The sequence below is a fragment of the Curtobacterium sp. AB451 genome, from assembly GCF_050585845.1.
In the GTDB taxonomy this organism is placed as follows: Bacteria; Actinomycetota; Actinomycetes; order Actinomycetales; family Microbacteriaceae; genus Curtobacterium.
The window spans coordinates 58,661-73,124 of sequence record NZ_JBOBQG010000001.1; the positions used below are offsets into that span (position 1 = coordinate 58,661).

Below are 14,464 nucleotides of genomic sequence, written 5' to 3' on the forward strand. Positions count from 1 at the left end.
CTCACCAAGCGCACGGCGCGCCCCGCGCGCGCCCGCACGCTCACACGCGGTTGAGTGCGTGCACCGCCTCGTCGTAGGACTCCTCCGCGAGCCGGACCCGGTCCCCCGCGAGGACGCCGTAGCCGAACGTGCCCTCGCCGCCACGCTCCGCGATCGCCGCGGTCGTGCGCAGGGCGTCGAGCGCGTGCAGGGCCCGCACCCGCTCGGTCAGGACGTCGGCCGCGGTCCCGATGCGCTTCCACAGGGCGTGCGGGAACGCGTCGTCGCCGAGCACGTCCATCGTCAGCCGTGCGCGCATCGTCGCCTGCCAGGCGGCCTCGGTCGTGGCGCGGTCGGCGGCCTCGCGCTCGGCCGCGGTGTCGGAGGTGTCGTCGGCCACCGCGGCCCGCACGAGTTCACGGACGTGCGGCTTCACCTCGGCGCCGACGTCCTGGGCGACCTTCTTCGGCGATCGGAGCGCCCACGCGGTCGGCGCCGGGCGCTCCACGGCGTCGTCGAGGGCGTCGAGGAGCTCGAGGAACGGCTCGCCGTGCAGGAACACCACGACGTCGCGCACGGACTGGTCGCGCCGTTCGCGTGTGGCCGCGAGGATCCGCTCGCGGGTCATCGTGTCGACGAGCTCGTCCTGTGCCGGGCTCGACGCCCGCGGCAGGCGGTCGACGAGGTACTCCGCCAGCGCGGCGCGCGCGGTGACCTCGGCCAGCCCGTCGGCCGCCTCGGCGGCGCGGTCGAGGGCGTCGCCCGCGGCGAACGCCGGACGGTAGCCACCCATGATCGCTGCGATCTCGAGTGCGGTGTCGGCCGCCTGCCGGAGGTCGGTCGTGTCGCCGGAGCGGAGCCGCGCCTCCTGGGTGAGCAGCGCGGTGCGCAGCTTCCGCAGCCGCTTCACGAGCACGCGGGCGGTCGTGCCCTTGTCCGGCTTCTCCGCGGTCTGGAGGCGCGGTGCCGGTGCGCCGGCCAGCCCGCGTGCCAGCTTGGACGCGACGGCGGCGGGGCCGGCCCCGACGTCCGCGAAGCGCCCGTCGAGGGCGGCGAAGAGTTCGTGGGCGACCTGCGCGTCGACGCCGTCGACGGTCTCGACCTCGACCTCGCGCCAGGTGCGCGGGGTCTCGGGGGCGTCGTCGTCGAGGCGCTGGGCGTGGACCAGGTCGTCGGCGAGTTCGGCGACCTGGTCGCCGTCCTCGTCGAGGAGCCGCGTGACGGTCCGCGTCGTGGTGATCCGGACGACCGGGTGCAGGCCGCGGCCGCGACGCTCGGTGAACAGCGCCGCGAGGACCTCGGTCGGGACGGTCTCGGCGTCGTCGGTCAACGGGAAGTGCTGCTCGTGACGGACGGTGTCCGACTCGGAGCGCTTGATGTGCCAGCCGGCGTCCGGTCCCCCGGTGCGGCGCCGGACCGTGACCCGGGCGGCCACGAGGTCGTAGCGGTCGGTGTCCCAGTACGTCGCGTCGAGCTCGAACGGGTCCTGGTGCTCGGTACGGAGGATGCCGCCCACGCCGACGAGGTCGGGCAGGGCACCACCCTCGGGGAGGTCGTAGGTGCGCTCGATCTCGAGGTGGGTGTCGCTCACACGGTCTTGTCTACCAGGGGTTCGCCGTGCGCCTCGAACCGGACCGGCGCACCTGTGGAGAACCGGCCGGCCACGGCACCCGCGAGGACCGCGACCAGGAACGGCACGAGCTGCAGCCCATGCCACACCGCGGTCCAACCCGAGACGGTCATGTCGATGGTCTGCACCGCGGAGGAGAGCGGGACGAGGAGCATCCCGGCGACGAGCGGGAGCGTCACGAGTGACCATCCCCACCCGACGCCGCGGCGGACCGCGAGCCAGACGCCGAGGACTGCGGCAGCGAACACGCCGATCTGCAGGAAGTACTCCACCGGCAGGGAGAACCGGCCGATGACGATCTGCCACCACAGGACCGAGATGGCGAGCGTCCCGACCGCTCCGAGCACGCGCCGTCGCAGACCCACGCCCGCGACGAGCAGGAGCGCGAGCGCGACGAACCCGCCCGGCACCACCGACATCGCGAGGGCGTCGAGTCGGAACAGCACCACGGCGCCGGGCAGGCCGTTGTAGCGCTGCAGGAGGGCGAGTCCGACCCCGGCTGCCGCGAAGGAGGACAACGCGAGGACGAGCAGCACCGGCACGGTGGCGATCGTGTGCGGCGCGGGACGGACGTGGAGCGGTGCTGCGGTCATGGTGTCCCCCCCAGGTGGAACGTCGGTCGGTGCGTCGGTGGAAGAGCGCCGTGGTGAGTGCGCCGAACGCGAGGGCGGTCGGCGAGAGGTCGAGCTCCGGGGCGTCCCGGACGTCGGCGAGCCACTGCTCCCGACGGGCGGCACGGTGCCCCGCGGGCGAGAGTGCGACCGCGAGGCCGACGAGCGCCCGGTCCACCCCGTTCACGAGGTCACCGGCCGGTGGCTCGGCCGCGTCGTCGCGCGGGACGGGCCGGCTGCGGGCTGCCGCTCGGCGAGCAGCGAGCGAGCGGCCTCGACGCCGTCGCCGGTGAACTCGTAGAGCCGCCGTCGCGGACCGGGGCGGTCGGTCTCGTCGTCCCACGACGACGTGATCCACCCCTGTCGTTCGAGTCGTTCGAGGATCGGGTAGACGGTGCCGGCCTGGCGCCCGGTGGCCTTGATGACGAGCAGCCCCCAGGCCGGACCGTCGGCGGCCAGCAGGGCGTCGAGCACGTCGAGCGTCGTGGCGGTGACGCGTCGGATCGGTTCCATGCGGCTTAACCTAGCTATGTAGAACAAGGCCGTCAAGCCCGTCCAGGAAGTCGGGTTAGCCTGCTCGCATGAGCGACACGATCACCCGCGAACAGTTCACCCCCGAGGCCGGCGGCGTCACGATGTTCACGACCTCCTGGTGCGGCTACTGCGCGCGGCTGAAGAACCAGATGTCGAAGGCCGGCGTGCCCTTCACCGAGGTCGACATCGAGCAGACGCCCGGCACGGCCGAGCTCGTCGCCGAGGTCAACGGCGGCAACCAGACCGTGCCGACGCTGGTGTTCCCGGACGGCAGCACGGCGACGAACCCCTCGCTCGCCGAGGTCCAGTCGCGCATCTGACGCCGCGGGGCGCCCACGCCGAACCACGAAACCGACATCGAACCAGGCCGAAGCCCCGGTTCGATGTCGGTTTCGTGGTTCGTAGCAGGGCGCGAGGGACCTAGCCCCCGAGTGCCTCGGTCAGCAGCGCCGCCATGGCGTCGAGCTGGATGTCGCCGGAGTCGACGACCTCCTCGTCGGAACCGTCGAGCGCGCGGGCGGCCAGGGACGCCTTCGAGTCGATGAGCTCGGCGATCTTGGTGTCGATCGTCTGTGCGGCGATGATGCGCCACGCCGTCACGGGCTCCTCCTGCCCGATGCGGTGCACGCGGTCGATCGCCTGGGTCTGCTCGGCGCTCGTCCACGACAGCTCGGCGAGCACGACGTTGGACGACACCTGCAGGTTCAGGCCGACGCCCGCCGCGGTGAGCGAGCACACGATCACGGCGACGTCGGGGTCGTTCACGAAGGAGTCGATCTCGGCCGTGCGCTGCGCCGGCGTCTGGTCGCCCCGGACGGTCGCGGTGCGGAGGCCCCGACGTGCGAAGACCTCCTCCGCCTGGTCCATGACGTCCAGGTGCTTGGCGAAGAAGACGACCTTGCCGACGTTCGAGGCGAGCTGCGCCGCGTAGTCCGCCGCGAGCTGCGCCTTGGCCCGCCCGATCCGCCGCACCATCGAGAACACGTTCTCGCCGGTGGACGAGGCGTCCTGGTCCTCGAGCTCCCAGCGCGCGACCTGCCGCACGAGCTTGTGGTCGATGCCGACGACCGGGTCCTGCCCGGTGCGGGCGTCGAGCGCCTGGTGGTACCGCTTGACGAGCTTCGCGGTGAGCTCGCGCTCGGCGTCGCGGATCGAGCGGCCCTCTTCGCCGTCGAGCTCGACGGGGATGTCGGCGATGCGACGCGCGGGGATGTCCGCCGCGACGTCCACCTTGCGGCGTCGGACGATGCCCTGGTCGATGACGGCCTTGCGCGCCTCGACGAAGAACCCGGGGTCGGCCGGCGTCAGGCCGATCTCCTCGAGCTCGTTCATGAGCTTCGCGCGGGGCTTCTTGTCGTCGATCCAGCCGAGGTACTCCCAGATGGTCCGGAAGTCCTCGACCGAGTTGATCAGCGGCGTGCCGGTGAGGGCCATCAGCAGCGGCGCGGCCGTGCGGGACCGGATCGCCTCGGCGAGCTGCAGCACGAACCTCGAGCGCTGCGAGTCCTTGTTCTTGATGAAGTGCGCCTCGTCGACGACCATGCCCTTGAACCCGAAGTTCCCGAGCCACCCGGCGTGCCGGTCGAGGATCTCGTAGTTCACGATGACGATGTCGGCGAACCCGTCGAGGTCGTCCCCGTCGCCGTGGATGACCGTGGCGGTGCGGTTCGGGACCCAGCGGGCGGCCTCGCGCTTCCAGTTCGTCTTCACGACGTTCGGCACGACGACCAGCAGCGGGAACGCGTTCGCGGCCTCGGCGGCGAGCAGCGACTGCGCGGTCTTGCCGAGACCGGGCTCGTCGGCCAGCAGGAAGGTGCGGTGCCCCTCCGCGGCCGCGGCGATGAGCTCCGCCTGGTGCTTCATGAGCGTGGTGCCGGACTTGGAGTGCAGCGTCGTGGGCTCGGGCAGCGGCATCGTCGCCGCACCCCCACCGGCGCCGTACTCGAACGACTTGAAGAGCGGACCGAACAGCTCCCAGTTCGCCAGGCGTCGCGGGTGGGCGACGGGCTGGTCGGCGAGGGCGAAGTCCGGGGGCAGGAACGGGTTCGCGAGCTGTCGCTGCACGACCGCCTGCGGCACGACCGCGCGGACCGGGGTCTCGACCACCGGCGAGGGCTCCGCCGCGATGACGAGCTCCTCGGGCTGCAGCTCCATGCCGCCCGCGATCATCATGTCCCGCTTGACGGTGCGGGTCGTCTCACTGACCGATGCCTCTTCGGTGAGGAGCTGGATCACACTGGTGTCCCGAGCCGCCGTCTTCGCGAGGATGGTCGCGACGCCGTCGAGCCGCTTGAGCTGCTCGGCGCGCTGCGAGTCGGTGAGTTCGGTGTCCGCCTTGACCCGTGCGCGTTCCTCGCGCATGAGCAGGGCGACCGCCTGGAACTTCGAACGGTTCGACGCCTTGAGCGGTCCGCGCTGTGCCGCCGCTTCGACCTCGCGCACCGCGCGGGCGAGGACGGGGATGACGCCGTCGTTGTCGAGCGGCCTGGTGCGACGCGACGCGGTCCGCGTCCCGCCGGCAGCACGCCGGGTGCCTGATCGAGCCAACGCTCCTCCTGTTCCGCCCGTCCGTGCGAGCGAGCCGCCCCGCGGGGCGGAAGTCCTGAACCGGTGCCTGGCACGGCTCCGGTGTCCGGGGGCCACCGTGGCCCGCCGCTTCGCCGGTCCCCGCCTCGGGACGAGGAGTCCCGCGGACCGTTCCCCTCGGCCACCGCGTGGGTACCGGACAGGACGGTCCGCGCCGGGATCCGGCGCCGTCACACGCACGTGCGGCCCCCTCGGGACCGTCACGGATCCGGCTCCCACGCCGGTCAAGCGACCGACTGCTGCGTCCGGAATCGACGCGGCACGCGGGAACGCGGTGCGTGCGCGTTCAGTTTACTCCCCGACCACCGACGGAGGCGACTCGGCGACGCCCGCGCGCGTCGCGCCGTGCGGTCGGTCGTCCCCACCTGTCGGACGGGAGGCGCGGTGCGGGCCCGACCCGCGCCTCCCGTCCGGTGCGCGGTCGCGTCGCGAGCGACCGCACCGCCCGTCCGCCGTGGAGCCGACGGACGCGCGCCGTCGTCAGAGCTGGGGTGCGGACCGCGGACGGACGAGGCCGTCGGACGGCACGACCGGCGTCGCCTCGGCGAGGGCGGCCTGCGTCGCCGCGAGCAGCTGCTCCGCCGTCTGGATCCCGTTCGCCGAACCGGTCGTCGCCTGGCCACCGGCGTGCGCGAGGAGCTGTGCACCGATCGCCGGACCGATCCGGTCGGACTGGTCGGGGTTCCGCGCGACCCAGTCGCGCGCGACGGCGTCGGCGAGGCGCTCCGCGGCGGCTCCGCGGTCCGCGTCCCCGCGGGAGCGGTGCCAGAGTCCGGTGACGACGAGGTGCGCGACCACGGCACCGATGTCGCGCACCGGGTAGCCCCAGCCGGCCGTGTCGATGTCGAGCAGGCCGGAGATCCGCCAGGGCTCGTCCTCGTCGACGAAGACCTGCTCGAGGTGGAGGTCACCGTGCACGACCTGCTTCGTCGCCGCGGCCCAGCCGATCGAGCGCCGGCCGATGGCGTCGTACAGGGTGTCGATCTCCTCGGCGTCCTGCGGCAGCGCGGCGACGAGGGTGCGGCGGTGCCAGTCGGCGTGGTCCATCGCGTCGGCACGGGCCTGCTGCGTCATCGGGACCGTCGCGATGCGGCCGGTGAGTGCCGCCAGCGAGGCGACGAACCGCGGGTCGTCCGCGATCTCGAGGATGCGGCTGCCCGCCGGGACCCCGCGGATGCGCTCGAGCACGAGCAGGCCGTCCCCGCGGCTCGACAGGACCCGGGGCACCGGGAGCCCGGCCGCGACGAACTGCCCGTGCGATCGCTCGATCGGGGCAACCCGGTGGGGGCGCACCACCTTGAGGAACAGGGTCCCCTCGGCCGCGTCGACCCGGACCACGGCGCGCTTGCCCGGACGGTAGGCCGCCACGGTCAGCGTCGGGTCGGTCACCGGCATGCCGAGGGTCGTCAGGAGCTCGGCGACCGCGTCACGGTAGGTCACCTGCGGCAGGACGGGCAGCCCGGGATCGTTCGGGTACGCCCACACCGACACCGGCTCCCCCGTCGCGGGGTCCGTGACGATGGCGCTGTTCTGGTCGTGGGTCCCGCCTGTGTCGACGTAGGTGAGGACCGTGGCGCGCTGGCCGTTCCGGTCCACCGTGTCGACCTCGTAGCCGTACAGGTAGCCGTTGCCCGAGGGCTCGACCGAGTGGGCGCGTGCGGCCACGACGGAGGTCCCGGAGCCGGCGAAGGCCTGCGGGATGACGCGCTCGTGGTTGGGCCACACGAGACCAGTCAACCGGACCGGACGGGATTCGTCGCGTTCGTGCACGGCTCGGCGCGCGCACCGTGGCTACCGTGGTCGTCGTGAACCCGGTCGCGCGTCTCCGCAGCTCCAGTCGCACGCCGTTCCTGCAGGTCGTCAAGACCGCGGTCGCGGTGGTCGCGGCCGTGCTCCTCTGCCGGGTGCTCATCGACGGGCCGTTCCCGACGTTCGCCGCCATCGCCGCGCTGCTCGTCGTGCAGCCGAGCATCAACCAGTCGTTCGTGAAGGGACTCGAGCGCAGCGCCGGGGTCGTCCTCGGGGTCGTGCTCGCCACCGGGTTCCACCTGCTGCTCGGCGACACCGTCTGGGTCGTCCTGCTCGTGATCGTCCTCGCGATCCTCATCGCGTGGGCGCTGCGGCTCACCCCGACCTCGGCGACGCAGGTCGGGATCAGCGGGATGCTCGTGCTCACCGCGGGCGTCGTCACGCCGAACTACTCGGCGGACCGGATCCTCGAGACCGTGCTCGGTGCGGTCGTCGCCCTCATCGTGAACGCGGTCATCGTGCCGCCCGTGCTGCTCGGGCCCGCGCACCTCGCGGTCGCACGACTCGCACGCGACACCGCCGCGGCGTTCGAGCGCGTCGCGATCGGGCTCACCGAGGGCTGGGACGCGGAGCGCTGGCACGAGGCCCTGCTGCAGGCCCGGGCCCTCCGCCAACAGCACGCCCGCGCCGAGGCCTCGCTCACCGCGGCCCGCGAGTCCCTCACCATGAACCCGCGCGGCGGCCGCCACCGGACCGTCCTCGACGAGGACATCGTCGTGGCCGAGCACCTGCGCGTGCTGGTCACGCGAGTGACCGGCATGACCCGTGCGATCCAGGACAACACGGCACCGGACCTCCGCGCCGACCCGGTCGTCGGCAGCATCGCCACCGAGGTCGCCCGGATCGGGGCGGACGTCCGGGCGCTCAGTGCCCGCGTCGCGGCCAAGGAGGTGCCGGTGTCAACCGCCGGAGCGCCCCGGCCGCGGTCGTCGGCGACGGTCACGCCGCAGCACGACGAGGACGTCGTCGAGCCGGCGCTCACCGCACCCCTCGAGGTGATCCGCCCGAACTCCCGGCACTGGATCCTGATCGGCGCGCTGCTCGAGGACATCCGGCGCGTGCGCGAGGAGCTCCTCGGCGAGGACGACTGACGGGACGTCTCCGGTCAGCGCGCGGCGGACGCGGCCTCGGCCGCGGAGTGCACGATGTCGTCCCAGATCGTCGCCGTCGGGACCGTGGAGTCGGTCGCGACCACCTCGGCTTCGGCGAACCGACAGATCTCGGCGACGACGAGGTCCGCCCCCGCCGCGCGAGCGGCCAGGCTCGCGACGTCCGGGACGGCCGCCCGGAGCTCGGCGACCACACGGTCGCGGCTGACGTCCTCCATGTCGCCGAGCGCGCCGATGCCCTTCCAGGCGGCGTCGAGCTCGGCACGCAGACGGACGAGGGCCGGGTGTTCCGGCATGTCGTTCATGGTGCCCCCAGTGCGGACTCGACGTCGGGTACGTCTCCTCCGGTGCGCGAGCATAGCAACGAAGCAAGCAGTCCTCATGTCCCACGAACGGGGGACAGACCGTTCTACCTGTCCGTCCGCCGTGACTGTGACGAGATTCAGCGAGATCGGCCGTGGGATCTCCCGCGTGTACAGGTTCGATGCCACCATGGGGTCGAGGAGGTCGCTATGCGCCTGTTGGTGGTCGAGGACGATGACGAGATGCGTGCGCTCATGGAGCGTGGGCTCGCGGCAGAGGGGTACCGCGTCACCGCGGTCGAGAACGGGGTCGAGGCGCTGATCGCCCTCGGCGACCAGGCGTTCGACCTGGCCGTCGTGGACGTCATGATGCCGGGCATGTCCGGTTTCGAGCTCGCCCGACGCATCCGCGAGCGCGAGGACCCCGTGCGGATCCTCCTCGTCACCGCCCGTGACGCCGTGGACGACCGGGTGTTCGGCCTCGACGCCGGTGCCGACGACTACCTCACGAAGCCGTTCGCCTTCGCCGAGCTGACCGCCCGTCTCCGCGCGCTCGGCCGCCGGGAATCCGCCGGCGCCCCGCGGACCATCGAGGTGGGCGACGTGGCGATCGACTCCGAGGCCCGTCGCATCATGATCAAGGGCCAGCGGGTCGCCGTCAGCCCCACCGAGTTCGCCCTCCTCCGCCTGCTCGCGCGGTCCGTGGGCACGGTGGTCGACCGCCCGAAGATCCTCGAGGAGGTCTGGGACGGCTCGCAGCACGTCGACCCGAACGTCGTCGAGCAGTACATCTCGTACCTCCGCAAGAAGTTGACCTCGCACGAGGCGACCGTCGCCATCTCGACCGTGCGCGGCCGCGGCTACCGGCTCGATCTGCTCGGGGCGTGACCGGTCCCGGGCGTGGCCTGATCCGTCCGCTGCGGAACCTCTCGCTCCGGGCTCGGATCACCATCGGGTCGACGGCGATCGCGGCGGTGGTCATCGTGCTGCTCGTGCTCGTCATGCGCTTCCAGGTCGTGAGCGTCGTCGCCAGTGCCACCCGCACCCTGCTCGACGCCGACGCCGACCCGTACGTGGCGACGCTCGAGGTCGACAGCAACCCCGACCTGTCACCGCCCGGGAACCTGCAGCTCGTCGCGGTCGTGTCGCCCTCGGGCAAGATCGCCCTGTCGACCATGCCGACGAAGGTCGAGCGGGCGCTCGGCAGCCTCACTTCGACCAAGGCCGGCACCTCGGTCATCAACGTCTCCGGCTCGCAGTACCGCGTCGTTGTCGAGCACCCCGTCAACCAGGCGGGACGGTGGACCGTCGTGGCGGCGCGCAACTCGCAGGCCGAGGCGATCGTCGTCGACGACCTGACCTCGACGCTGTCGCTGACCGGACTCGCGATCCTCGTCGCGTTCGGCGTCGCGTCGTGGGCGCTCGCGACCGCCGCGCTCCGGCCCGTGAACCGCATGCGTCGCGAAGCCGAACGCCTCTCCGTCGCCCCCGAGCGTGCGGAGCTGCCGGTCGGTCCCGCCGAGGACGAGCTCGCGTCCCTCGCGACCACCCTGAACGCCTTCCTCGCCCGAACCCGCCAGGCGACCGAACGCGAGCGCCAGATGGTCTCGGACGCGAGCCACGAGCTCCGCACCCCGCTGGCCATCCTCACGACCCAGCTCGACCTGGCGTCGCTCGACGGTGACGACGCGGCCGCGCTCGCGGCGCACATCGAACGCGCGAAGCTCAGCGTCGCGCGGTTGTCCCGCCTGGCGAACGACCTGCTGGCGCTGTCACGCATCGAGGAGTCGGAGCGTCGTGAGCAGGACGGCGCCGAACAGCAGCCGACCGGGTGGTCCGACCTCGGCGACGAGGTCATGAGCGCCGTCGACCGCGTCCGTCTGATCGCCTCCGCCAAGGACATCACCGTGGACTTCGACCTGGAGGCCCCGGCCGCGGGCCCGGGCTCCGGCAGCGACACCGACGAACCGCGGTACCGACTCGACACCGGCGGCATGGCCCAGCTCGTCACGAACATCGCCGGCAACGCCGTGTCGGCGCTCCCCCGCGGCGGGGGCGTCTTCGTCTCGTGGCGCAGCGCCGGCGGCGAGGGCATCCTGCAGATCACGGACGACGGCCCCGGCGTCCCGGAGTCGTTCATCCCCGTCGCCTTCGACCGGTTCACCCGCCCCGACGAGGCCCGGAAGTCCCGCCCGAACCCGGACCCCGCGACCGGTGCGATCCCGCTGCCTGGTGGTTCCGGGCTCGGCCTCGCGATCGTCCGGGCCGTCGCGGAGCGTGCCGGCGGGACGGCGTCGCTCCGGAACGTGCGCTCCGGCGGGCTCGAGGTCACGATCCGCATCCCCGAGGTCCGCTGACCGGACGGGCACGTCCCGCTCGGGCCGCTCCGGGCCGCTCTGGCCCGCTCACTGGAAGTCCCGCGACCGCGTGCGGACCGACAGGGAGAGGTGTTCGATCCGGTCGGCCACCAGGTTCACCACCCCGTCCGGTGATCGCTCGAGGATCCCCCGCACGATCACCGCAGGTGCCTCTCGTGCGACGCGCCGGTACCGTCCCCACACCCCGACGCTGCAGATCACGTTCACCAGCCCGGTCTCGTCCTCGACGTTCATGAACGTGATGCCGGACGCCGTCGCCGGTCGCTGCCGGTGCGTCACGATCCCGCCGACCTCGACCCGGCGTCCGGTCTCGGCCGTGGCGGTGTCCTGGACGCTCAGCACCCCGCGGGCGACGAGGCCACCCCGCACGTGCCGGACGGGGTGGTCGTCCGTCGTCATCCCCGTCGACCACATGTCCGCGATGAGGACGTCGCCGCTCGTCATCTGCCCGAACAGCGGTGGCTGCACCGTCACCTGCGTGTCGGGCAGCTGGTCGGGGCGCTCGGCAGCCGCCTGTGCCGCCGACCACATGCCACCGCGACGGTCGACCCCGATCGACGCGAAGGCGTCGGCCGCGGCGAGCGCCTCGAGCTGCGCCGTGGTCAGTCCGACCCGTCGGGCGAGGTCGGACATGTCGGTGTAGGGGCCGTGGGCGTCGCGCTCGGCGACGATCTTCTCGGCGCTCTTCCGGCCGAGCGACGAGACCTCGGCGAGGCCGAGACGGACCGCGAAGGCGCCGTCCCGCCGGTGCTGCGCCGTGTCGTCGGGCGCAGCCTTGTCGAACGGCAGCACCGGGGGTTGTTCCTCGGCCAGGCAGTCGTCGTGACCCGTCGCGCGGACGTGCGCCGCGCCTCCTGGACCGCCGTCGGACCCGGCGGCACCGTCGCGGGAGCCGACCGTGTCGGCACCGTCGCGGGAGCCGACCAGTGGCTCGAGCGTGGCGTCCACGCCGGAGCGCAGGATGTCCGGACGGAGCACCGTCACCCCGTGTCGACGGGCGTCGGCCACCAGGGTTTGCGGTGAGTAGAAGCCCATGGGCTGCGCGCGGAGCAGGGCGGCGAGGAAGGCTCCGGGGTAGTGCAGCCGCATCCACGCGCTCGCGTAGACGATGAGCGCGAAGCTGATCGAGTGGCTCTCGGCGAACCCGAAGTTCGCGAACGCCTGGATCTTCGCGTAGATGGCGTCGGCGTCCTCGCCGTGGATGTCGTTCGCGGCCATCCCGGCGTAGAGCTTCTCGCGGAGCCGGTCGATCTTCTCGTGCCCACGCTTCGACCCCATCGCACGCCGGAGCAGGTCGGCGTCGTCCCCCGAGCACCCGCCCACCGCGATCGCCATCTGCATGAGCTGTTCCTGGAACAGCGGGACACCGAGGGTCCGTTCGAGCACCGGTTCGAGCGACGGGTGGATGTAGGTGATCGGTTCCTCGCCCGTGCGTCGCCGGATGTAGGGGTGGACCGCGCCGCCCTGGATCGGGCCGGGGCGCACCAGGGCGACCTCGATCACGAGGTCGTAGAACCGTCGCGGCAGCAGTCGGGGCAGTGTCCCCATCTGCGCGCGGGACTCCACCTGGAACACCCCGATGGTGTCCGCCCGGCACAGCTGGTCGTAGACGCCCTGCTCCTCCTTCGGGATGGAGTGCATGTCCCACCGCTCCCCGCAGTGCTCGGCGGCGAGGTCGAACGAGTACTGCAGCGCGGCGAGCATGCCGAGTCCGAGCATGTCGAACTTCACGAGCCCCATGTACGCGCAGTCGTCCTTGTCCCACTGCAGCACCGTGCGGCCGTCCATGCGGGCGTGCTCGATCGGCACGACCTCGCCGACGGGCCGGTCGGTGAGCACCATGCCGCCGGAGTGGATGCCGAGGTGCCGCGGGAACCCGAGGACCTGCTGGGCCATGTCGACCACGGCGTCCGGGATGTCGTGGTCCTGGCTCTCGGTCACCGACCCCCAGCGTTCGACCTGCTTCGACCAGGCGTCCTGCTGCCCCGGGCTGTGGCCGAGCGCCTTCGCCATGTCGCGGACGGCACCCTTCGGCCGGTAGGTGATGACGTTCGCGACCTGGGCGGCGTTGAACCGGCCGTACTTCTCGTAGACGTACTGGATGACCTCTTCGCGGCGGTCGGAGTCGAAGTCGACGTCGATGTCGGGTTCCTCGTCGCGCATGGCCGACAGGAAGCGCTCGAACGGCAACCCGTACCGGATCGAGTCGACCGCGGTGATCTCGAGCAGGTAGCAGACCGCCGAGTTCGCCGCCGAGCCGCGGCCCTGGCAGAGGATGCCGCGTTCGCGGGCGTACTGCACCATGTCCCGCACGATGAGGAAGTACCCGGGGAAGTCCTTGTCCTCGATCACCGAGAGCTCGCGCTCGATGCGCTCGCGCTTGTGCGGGTCGACACCGTCGGCGCTGCCGGGGTAGAACCGCCGGGCACCCCGCCAGGTGAGCTCCCGCAGCCAGGACATCGTGGTGAACCCGTCGGGGACGTCGATGTCCGGCAGTCCGGGCTTGACCGTCTTCAGCCGGAACCCGAGCTCGTCGGCGAGTTCGACGCTGTACTCGACGGCCCCCGGGTAGCGGGCGAACCGCCGGGTCATCTCCGCCCCGGAACGGAGGTACGCCGTGGGGGCGGCCGGCAGCCACCCGTCGATCTCGTCGAGACTGCGCCGTGCCCGGACAGCGGCGAGGGCGGTCGCCACCGGGAACCGGTCGGGGGTGGCGTAGTGCACGTTGCCCGTGGCCACCACCGGCAGGGCGTGCTTGGTGGCGAGGGCGGCGAGGGCGTCGTTCCGTGCGGTGTCCATCGGGTCGCCGTGGTCGATGAGCTCGACGACGACACCGGCCGTGCCGAACCGGTCGAGCAGGGCACGCAGGGCGTCCTCGGCGGCGGACTCGCCCCCGCGCTCGAGCGCCTGCCGGACGGCGCCCTTGCGGCACCCGGTCAGGACCCGCCAGTGCCCGTCCGACCGTGCGGCGAGGTCGTCGAGGTCGTACCGGGGACGACCCTTCTCGGCGCCGGCCGCCAGGTGAGCGCGGGTGACGGCGCCGGCGAGCCGGTGGTACCCGTCCTGCCCGTCGGCCAGCAGGAGCAGGTGCGTGCCCTCGGGGTCGGGCACGCCGTTCTGCGGTTCGGTCAGCCCGAGCGACAGCTCGGTGCCGTACACCGTGGCGACGGTCGGGTAGGCCTCGGCCACCTCGGCCATGCGCGCGGCACCGTAGAAGCCGTCGTGGTCGGTGAGCGCGAGCCCGTGCAGGTGCAGTCGCGCGGCCTCTTCGAAGAGCTGTTCCGGACCGCTCGCGCCGTCGAGGAAACTGAACGTCGAGTGCGCGTGCAGCTCGGCGTACGGCACGACCGGCACGTTCGCACCGTCCTGCACCGGCGGGGGCGTCGGGGTGTACGGCTCGCGCTTGCGGGACCACGCGGGGCTGTCCCCGCCGTCACCCGCGTGCGCGCTGCCGGGGCTCCGCTTGTCGGACAGGGCGCGTTCGAACTGGGACCACGGGATCGGCGGGTTGCTGTACCCCATCAGC

The 14,464-nt window shown here is 72.5% G+C and carries 11 protein-coding genes; 4 read left to right on the plus strand and 7 right to left on the minus strand.

Annotation, left to right across the window (positions count from 1 at the left end):
* Nucleotides 1–40: 40 nt before the first annotated feature.
* The 3 genes from ACQXVK_RS00290 to ACQXVK_RS00300 form a co-directional block, all read right to left on the minus strand.
* Nucleotides 41–1,570 (minus strand): CYTH domain-containing protein, encoded by a 1,530-nt coding sequence (locus ACQXVK_RS00290; protein ID WP_430852311.1) that lies wholly within the window; start codon nt 1,568–1,570, stop codon nt 41–43.
* Nucleotides 1,567–2,202 carry a hypothetical protein gene (locus tag ACQXVK_RS00295; protein WP_430852312.1) on the minus strand — a complete coding sequence of 212 codons (636 nt, stop codon included), beginning with the start codon at nt 2,200–2,202 and terminating at the stop codon, nt 1,567–1,569. The genes ACQXVK_RS00290 and ACQXVK_RS00295 overlap by 4 nt, the downstream gene beginning before the upstream one ends.
* A 201-nt stretch (nt 2,203–2,403) precedes the next feature.
* Nucleotides 2,404–2,733, minus strand: coding sequence for a PadR family transcriptional regulator (locus ACQXVK_RS00300; protein WP_416394523.1), 330 nt, complete (start codon nt 2,731–2,733; stop codon nt 2,404–2,406).
* 68 nt (nt 2,734–2,801) lie between these two features.
* Between ACQXVK_RS00300 and ACQXVK_RS00305 the strand changes: the two genes are divergently transcribed.
* Nucleotides 2,802–3,074 carry a mycoredoxin gene (locus ACQXVK_RS00305; protein WP_022908628.1) on the plus strand — a complete coding sequence of 91 codons (273 nt, stop codon included), beginning with the start codon at nt 2,802–2,804 and terminating at the stop codon, nt 3,072–3,074.
* 100 nt (nt 3,075–3,174) lie between these two features.
* On the opposite strand, the gene ACQXVK_RS00310 is transcribed toward ACQXVK_RS00305, so the two are convergent.
* Both ACQXVK_RS00310 and ACQXVK_RS00315 read right to left on the minus strand, forming a co-directional pair.
* A complete protein-coding gene (locus ACQXVK_RS00310) occupies nt 3,175–5,301 on the minus strand; it encodes a DEAD/DEAH box helicase (protein WP_402264040.1) in 2,127 nt (708 codons plus the stop codon).
* 519 nt (nt 5,302–5,820) lie between these two features.
* The gene (locus tag ACQXVK_RS00315) at nt 5,821–7,077 is read right to left on the minus strand and encodes a phosphotransferase enzyme family protein (RefSeq protein WP_416394522.1); all 1,257 of its coding nucleotides are present in this window, start codon (nt 7,075–7,077) and stop codon (nt 5,821–5,823) included.
* A 68-nt stretch (nt 7,078–7,145) separates the two neighbouring features.
* On the opposite strand from ACQXVK_RS00315, the gene ACQXVK_RS00320 reads away from it, so the two are divergent.
* Entirely contained in the window at nt 7,146–8,240 is a 1,095-nt protein-coding gene (locus tag ACQXVK_RS00320; protein WP_031263331.1) for an FUSC family protein, read from the plus strand.
* Nucleotides 8,241–8,254: 14 nt separating this feature from the next.
* Here ACQXVK_RS00320 and ACQXVK_RS00325 read toward each other — a convergent pair whose 3' ends face one another.
* Nucleotides 8,255–8,554: a hypothetical protein gene (locus ACQXVK_RS00325; protein WP_148287079.1), complete on the minus strand. Its 300-nt coding sequence runs from the start codon at nt 8,552–8,554 to the stop codon at nt 8,255–8,257.
* A gap of 216 nt (nt 8,555–8,770) precedes the next feature.
* Here ACQXVK_RS00325 and ACQXVK_RS00330 point away from each other — a divergent pair, with 216 nt between their 5' ends.
* On the plus strand, nt 8,771–9,448 hold the full coding sequence (locus tag ACQXVK_RS00330) for a response regulator transcription factor (protein WP_022908633.1): 678 nt from the start codon (nt 8,771–8,773) through the stop codon (nt 9,446–9,448).
* Nucleotides 9,445–10,917, plus strand: a complete 1,473-nt coding sequence (locus ACQXVK_RS00335) for a sensor histidine kinase (RefSeq protein ID WP_430852313.1) — start codon at nt 9,445–9,447, stop codon at nt 10,915–10,917. Before ACQXVK_RS00330 ends, ACQXVK_RS00335 begins: the two co-directional genes overlap by 4 nt.
* Before the next feature lie 48 nt (nt 10,918–10,965).
* Here ACQXVK_RS00335 and ACQXVK_RS00340 read toward each other — a convergent pair whose 3' ends face one another.
* Entirely contained in the window at nt 10,966–14,460 is a 3,495-nt protein-coding gene (locus tag ACQXVK_RS00340) for an error-prone DNA polymerase (RefSeq protein ID WP_430852314.1), read from the minus strand.
* Between the last annotated feature and the right edge of the window lie 4 nt (nt 14,461–14,464).

Excerpts from the sequence above, each read along its gene's own strand:
- ACQXVK_RS00295 (WP_430852312.1), bottom strand. The coding sequence starts at position 2,202 with ATGACCGCAGCACCGCTCCACGTCCGTCCCGCGCCGCACACGATCGCC.
- ACQXVK_RS00300 (WP_416394523.1), bottom strand. The coding sequence starts at position 2,733 with ATGGAACCGATCCGACGCGTCACCGCCACGACGCTCGACGTGCTCGAC.
- ACQXVK_RS00305 (WP_022908628.1), top strand. The coding sequence starts at position 2,802 with ATGAGCGACACGATCACCCGCGAACAGTTCACCCCCGAGGCCGGCGGC.
- ACQXVK_RS00325 (WP_148287079.1), bottom strand. The coding sequence starts at position 8,554 with ATGCCGGAACACCCGGCCCTCGTCCGTCTGCGTGCCGAGCTCGACGCC.
- ACQXVK_RS00330 (WP_022908633.1), top strand. The coding sequence starts at position 8,771 with ATGCGCCTGTTGGTGGTCGAGGACGATGACGAGATGCGTGCGCTCATG.
- ACQXVK_RS00340 (WP_430852314.1), bottom strand. The coding sequence starts at position 14,460 with ATGGGGTACAGCAACCCGCCGATCCCGTGGTCCCAGTTCGAACGCGCC.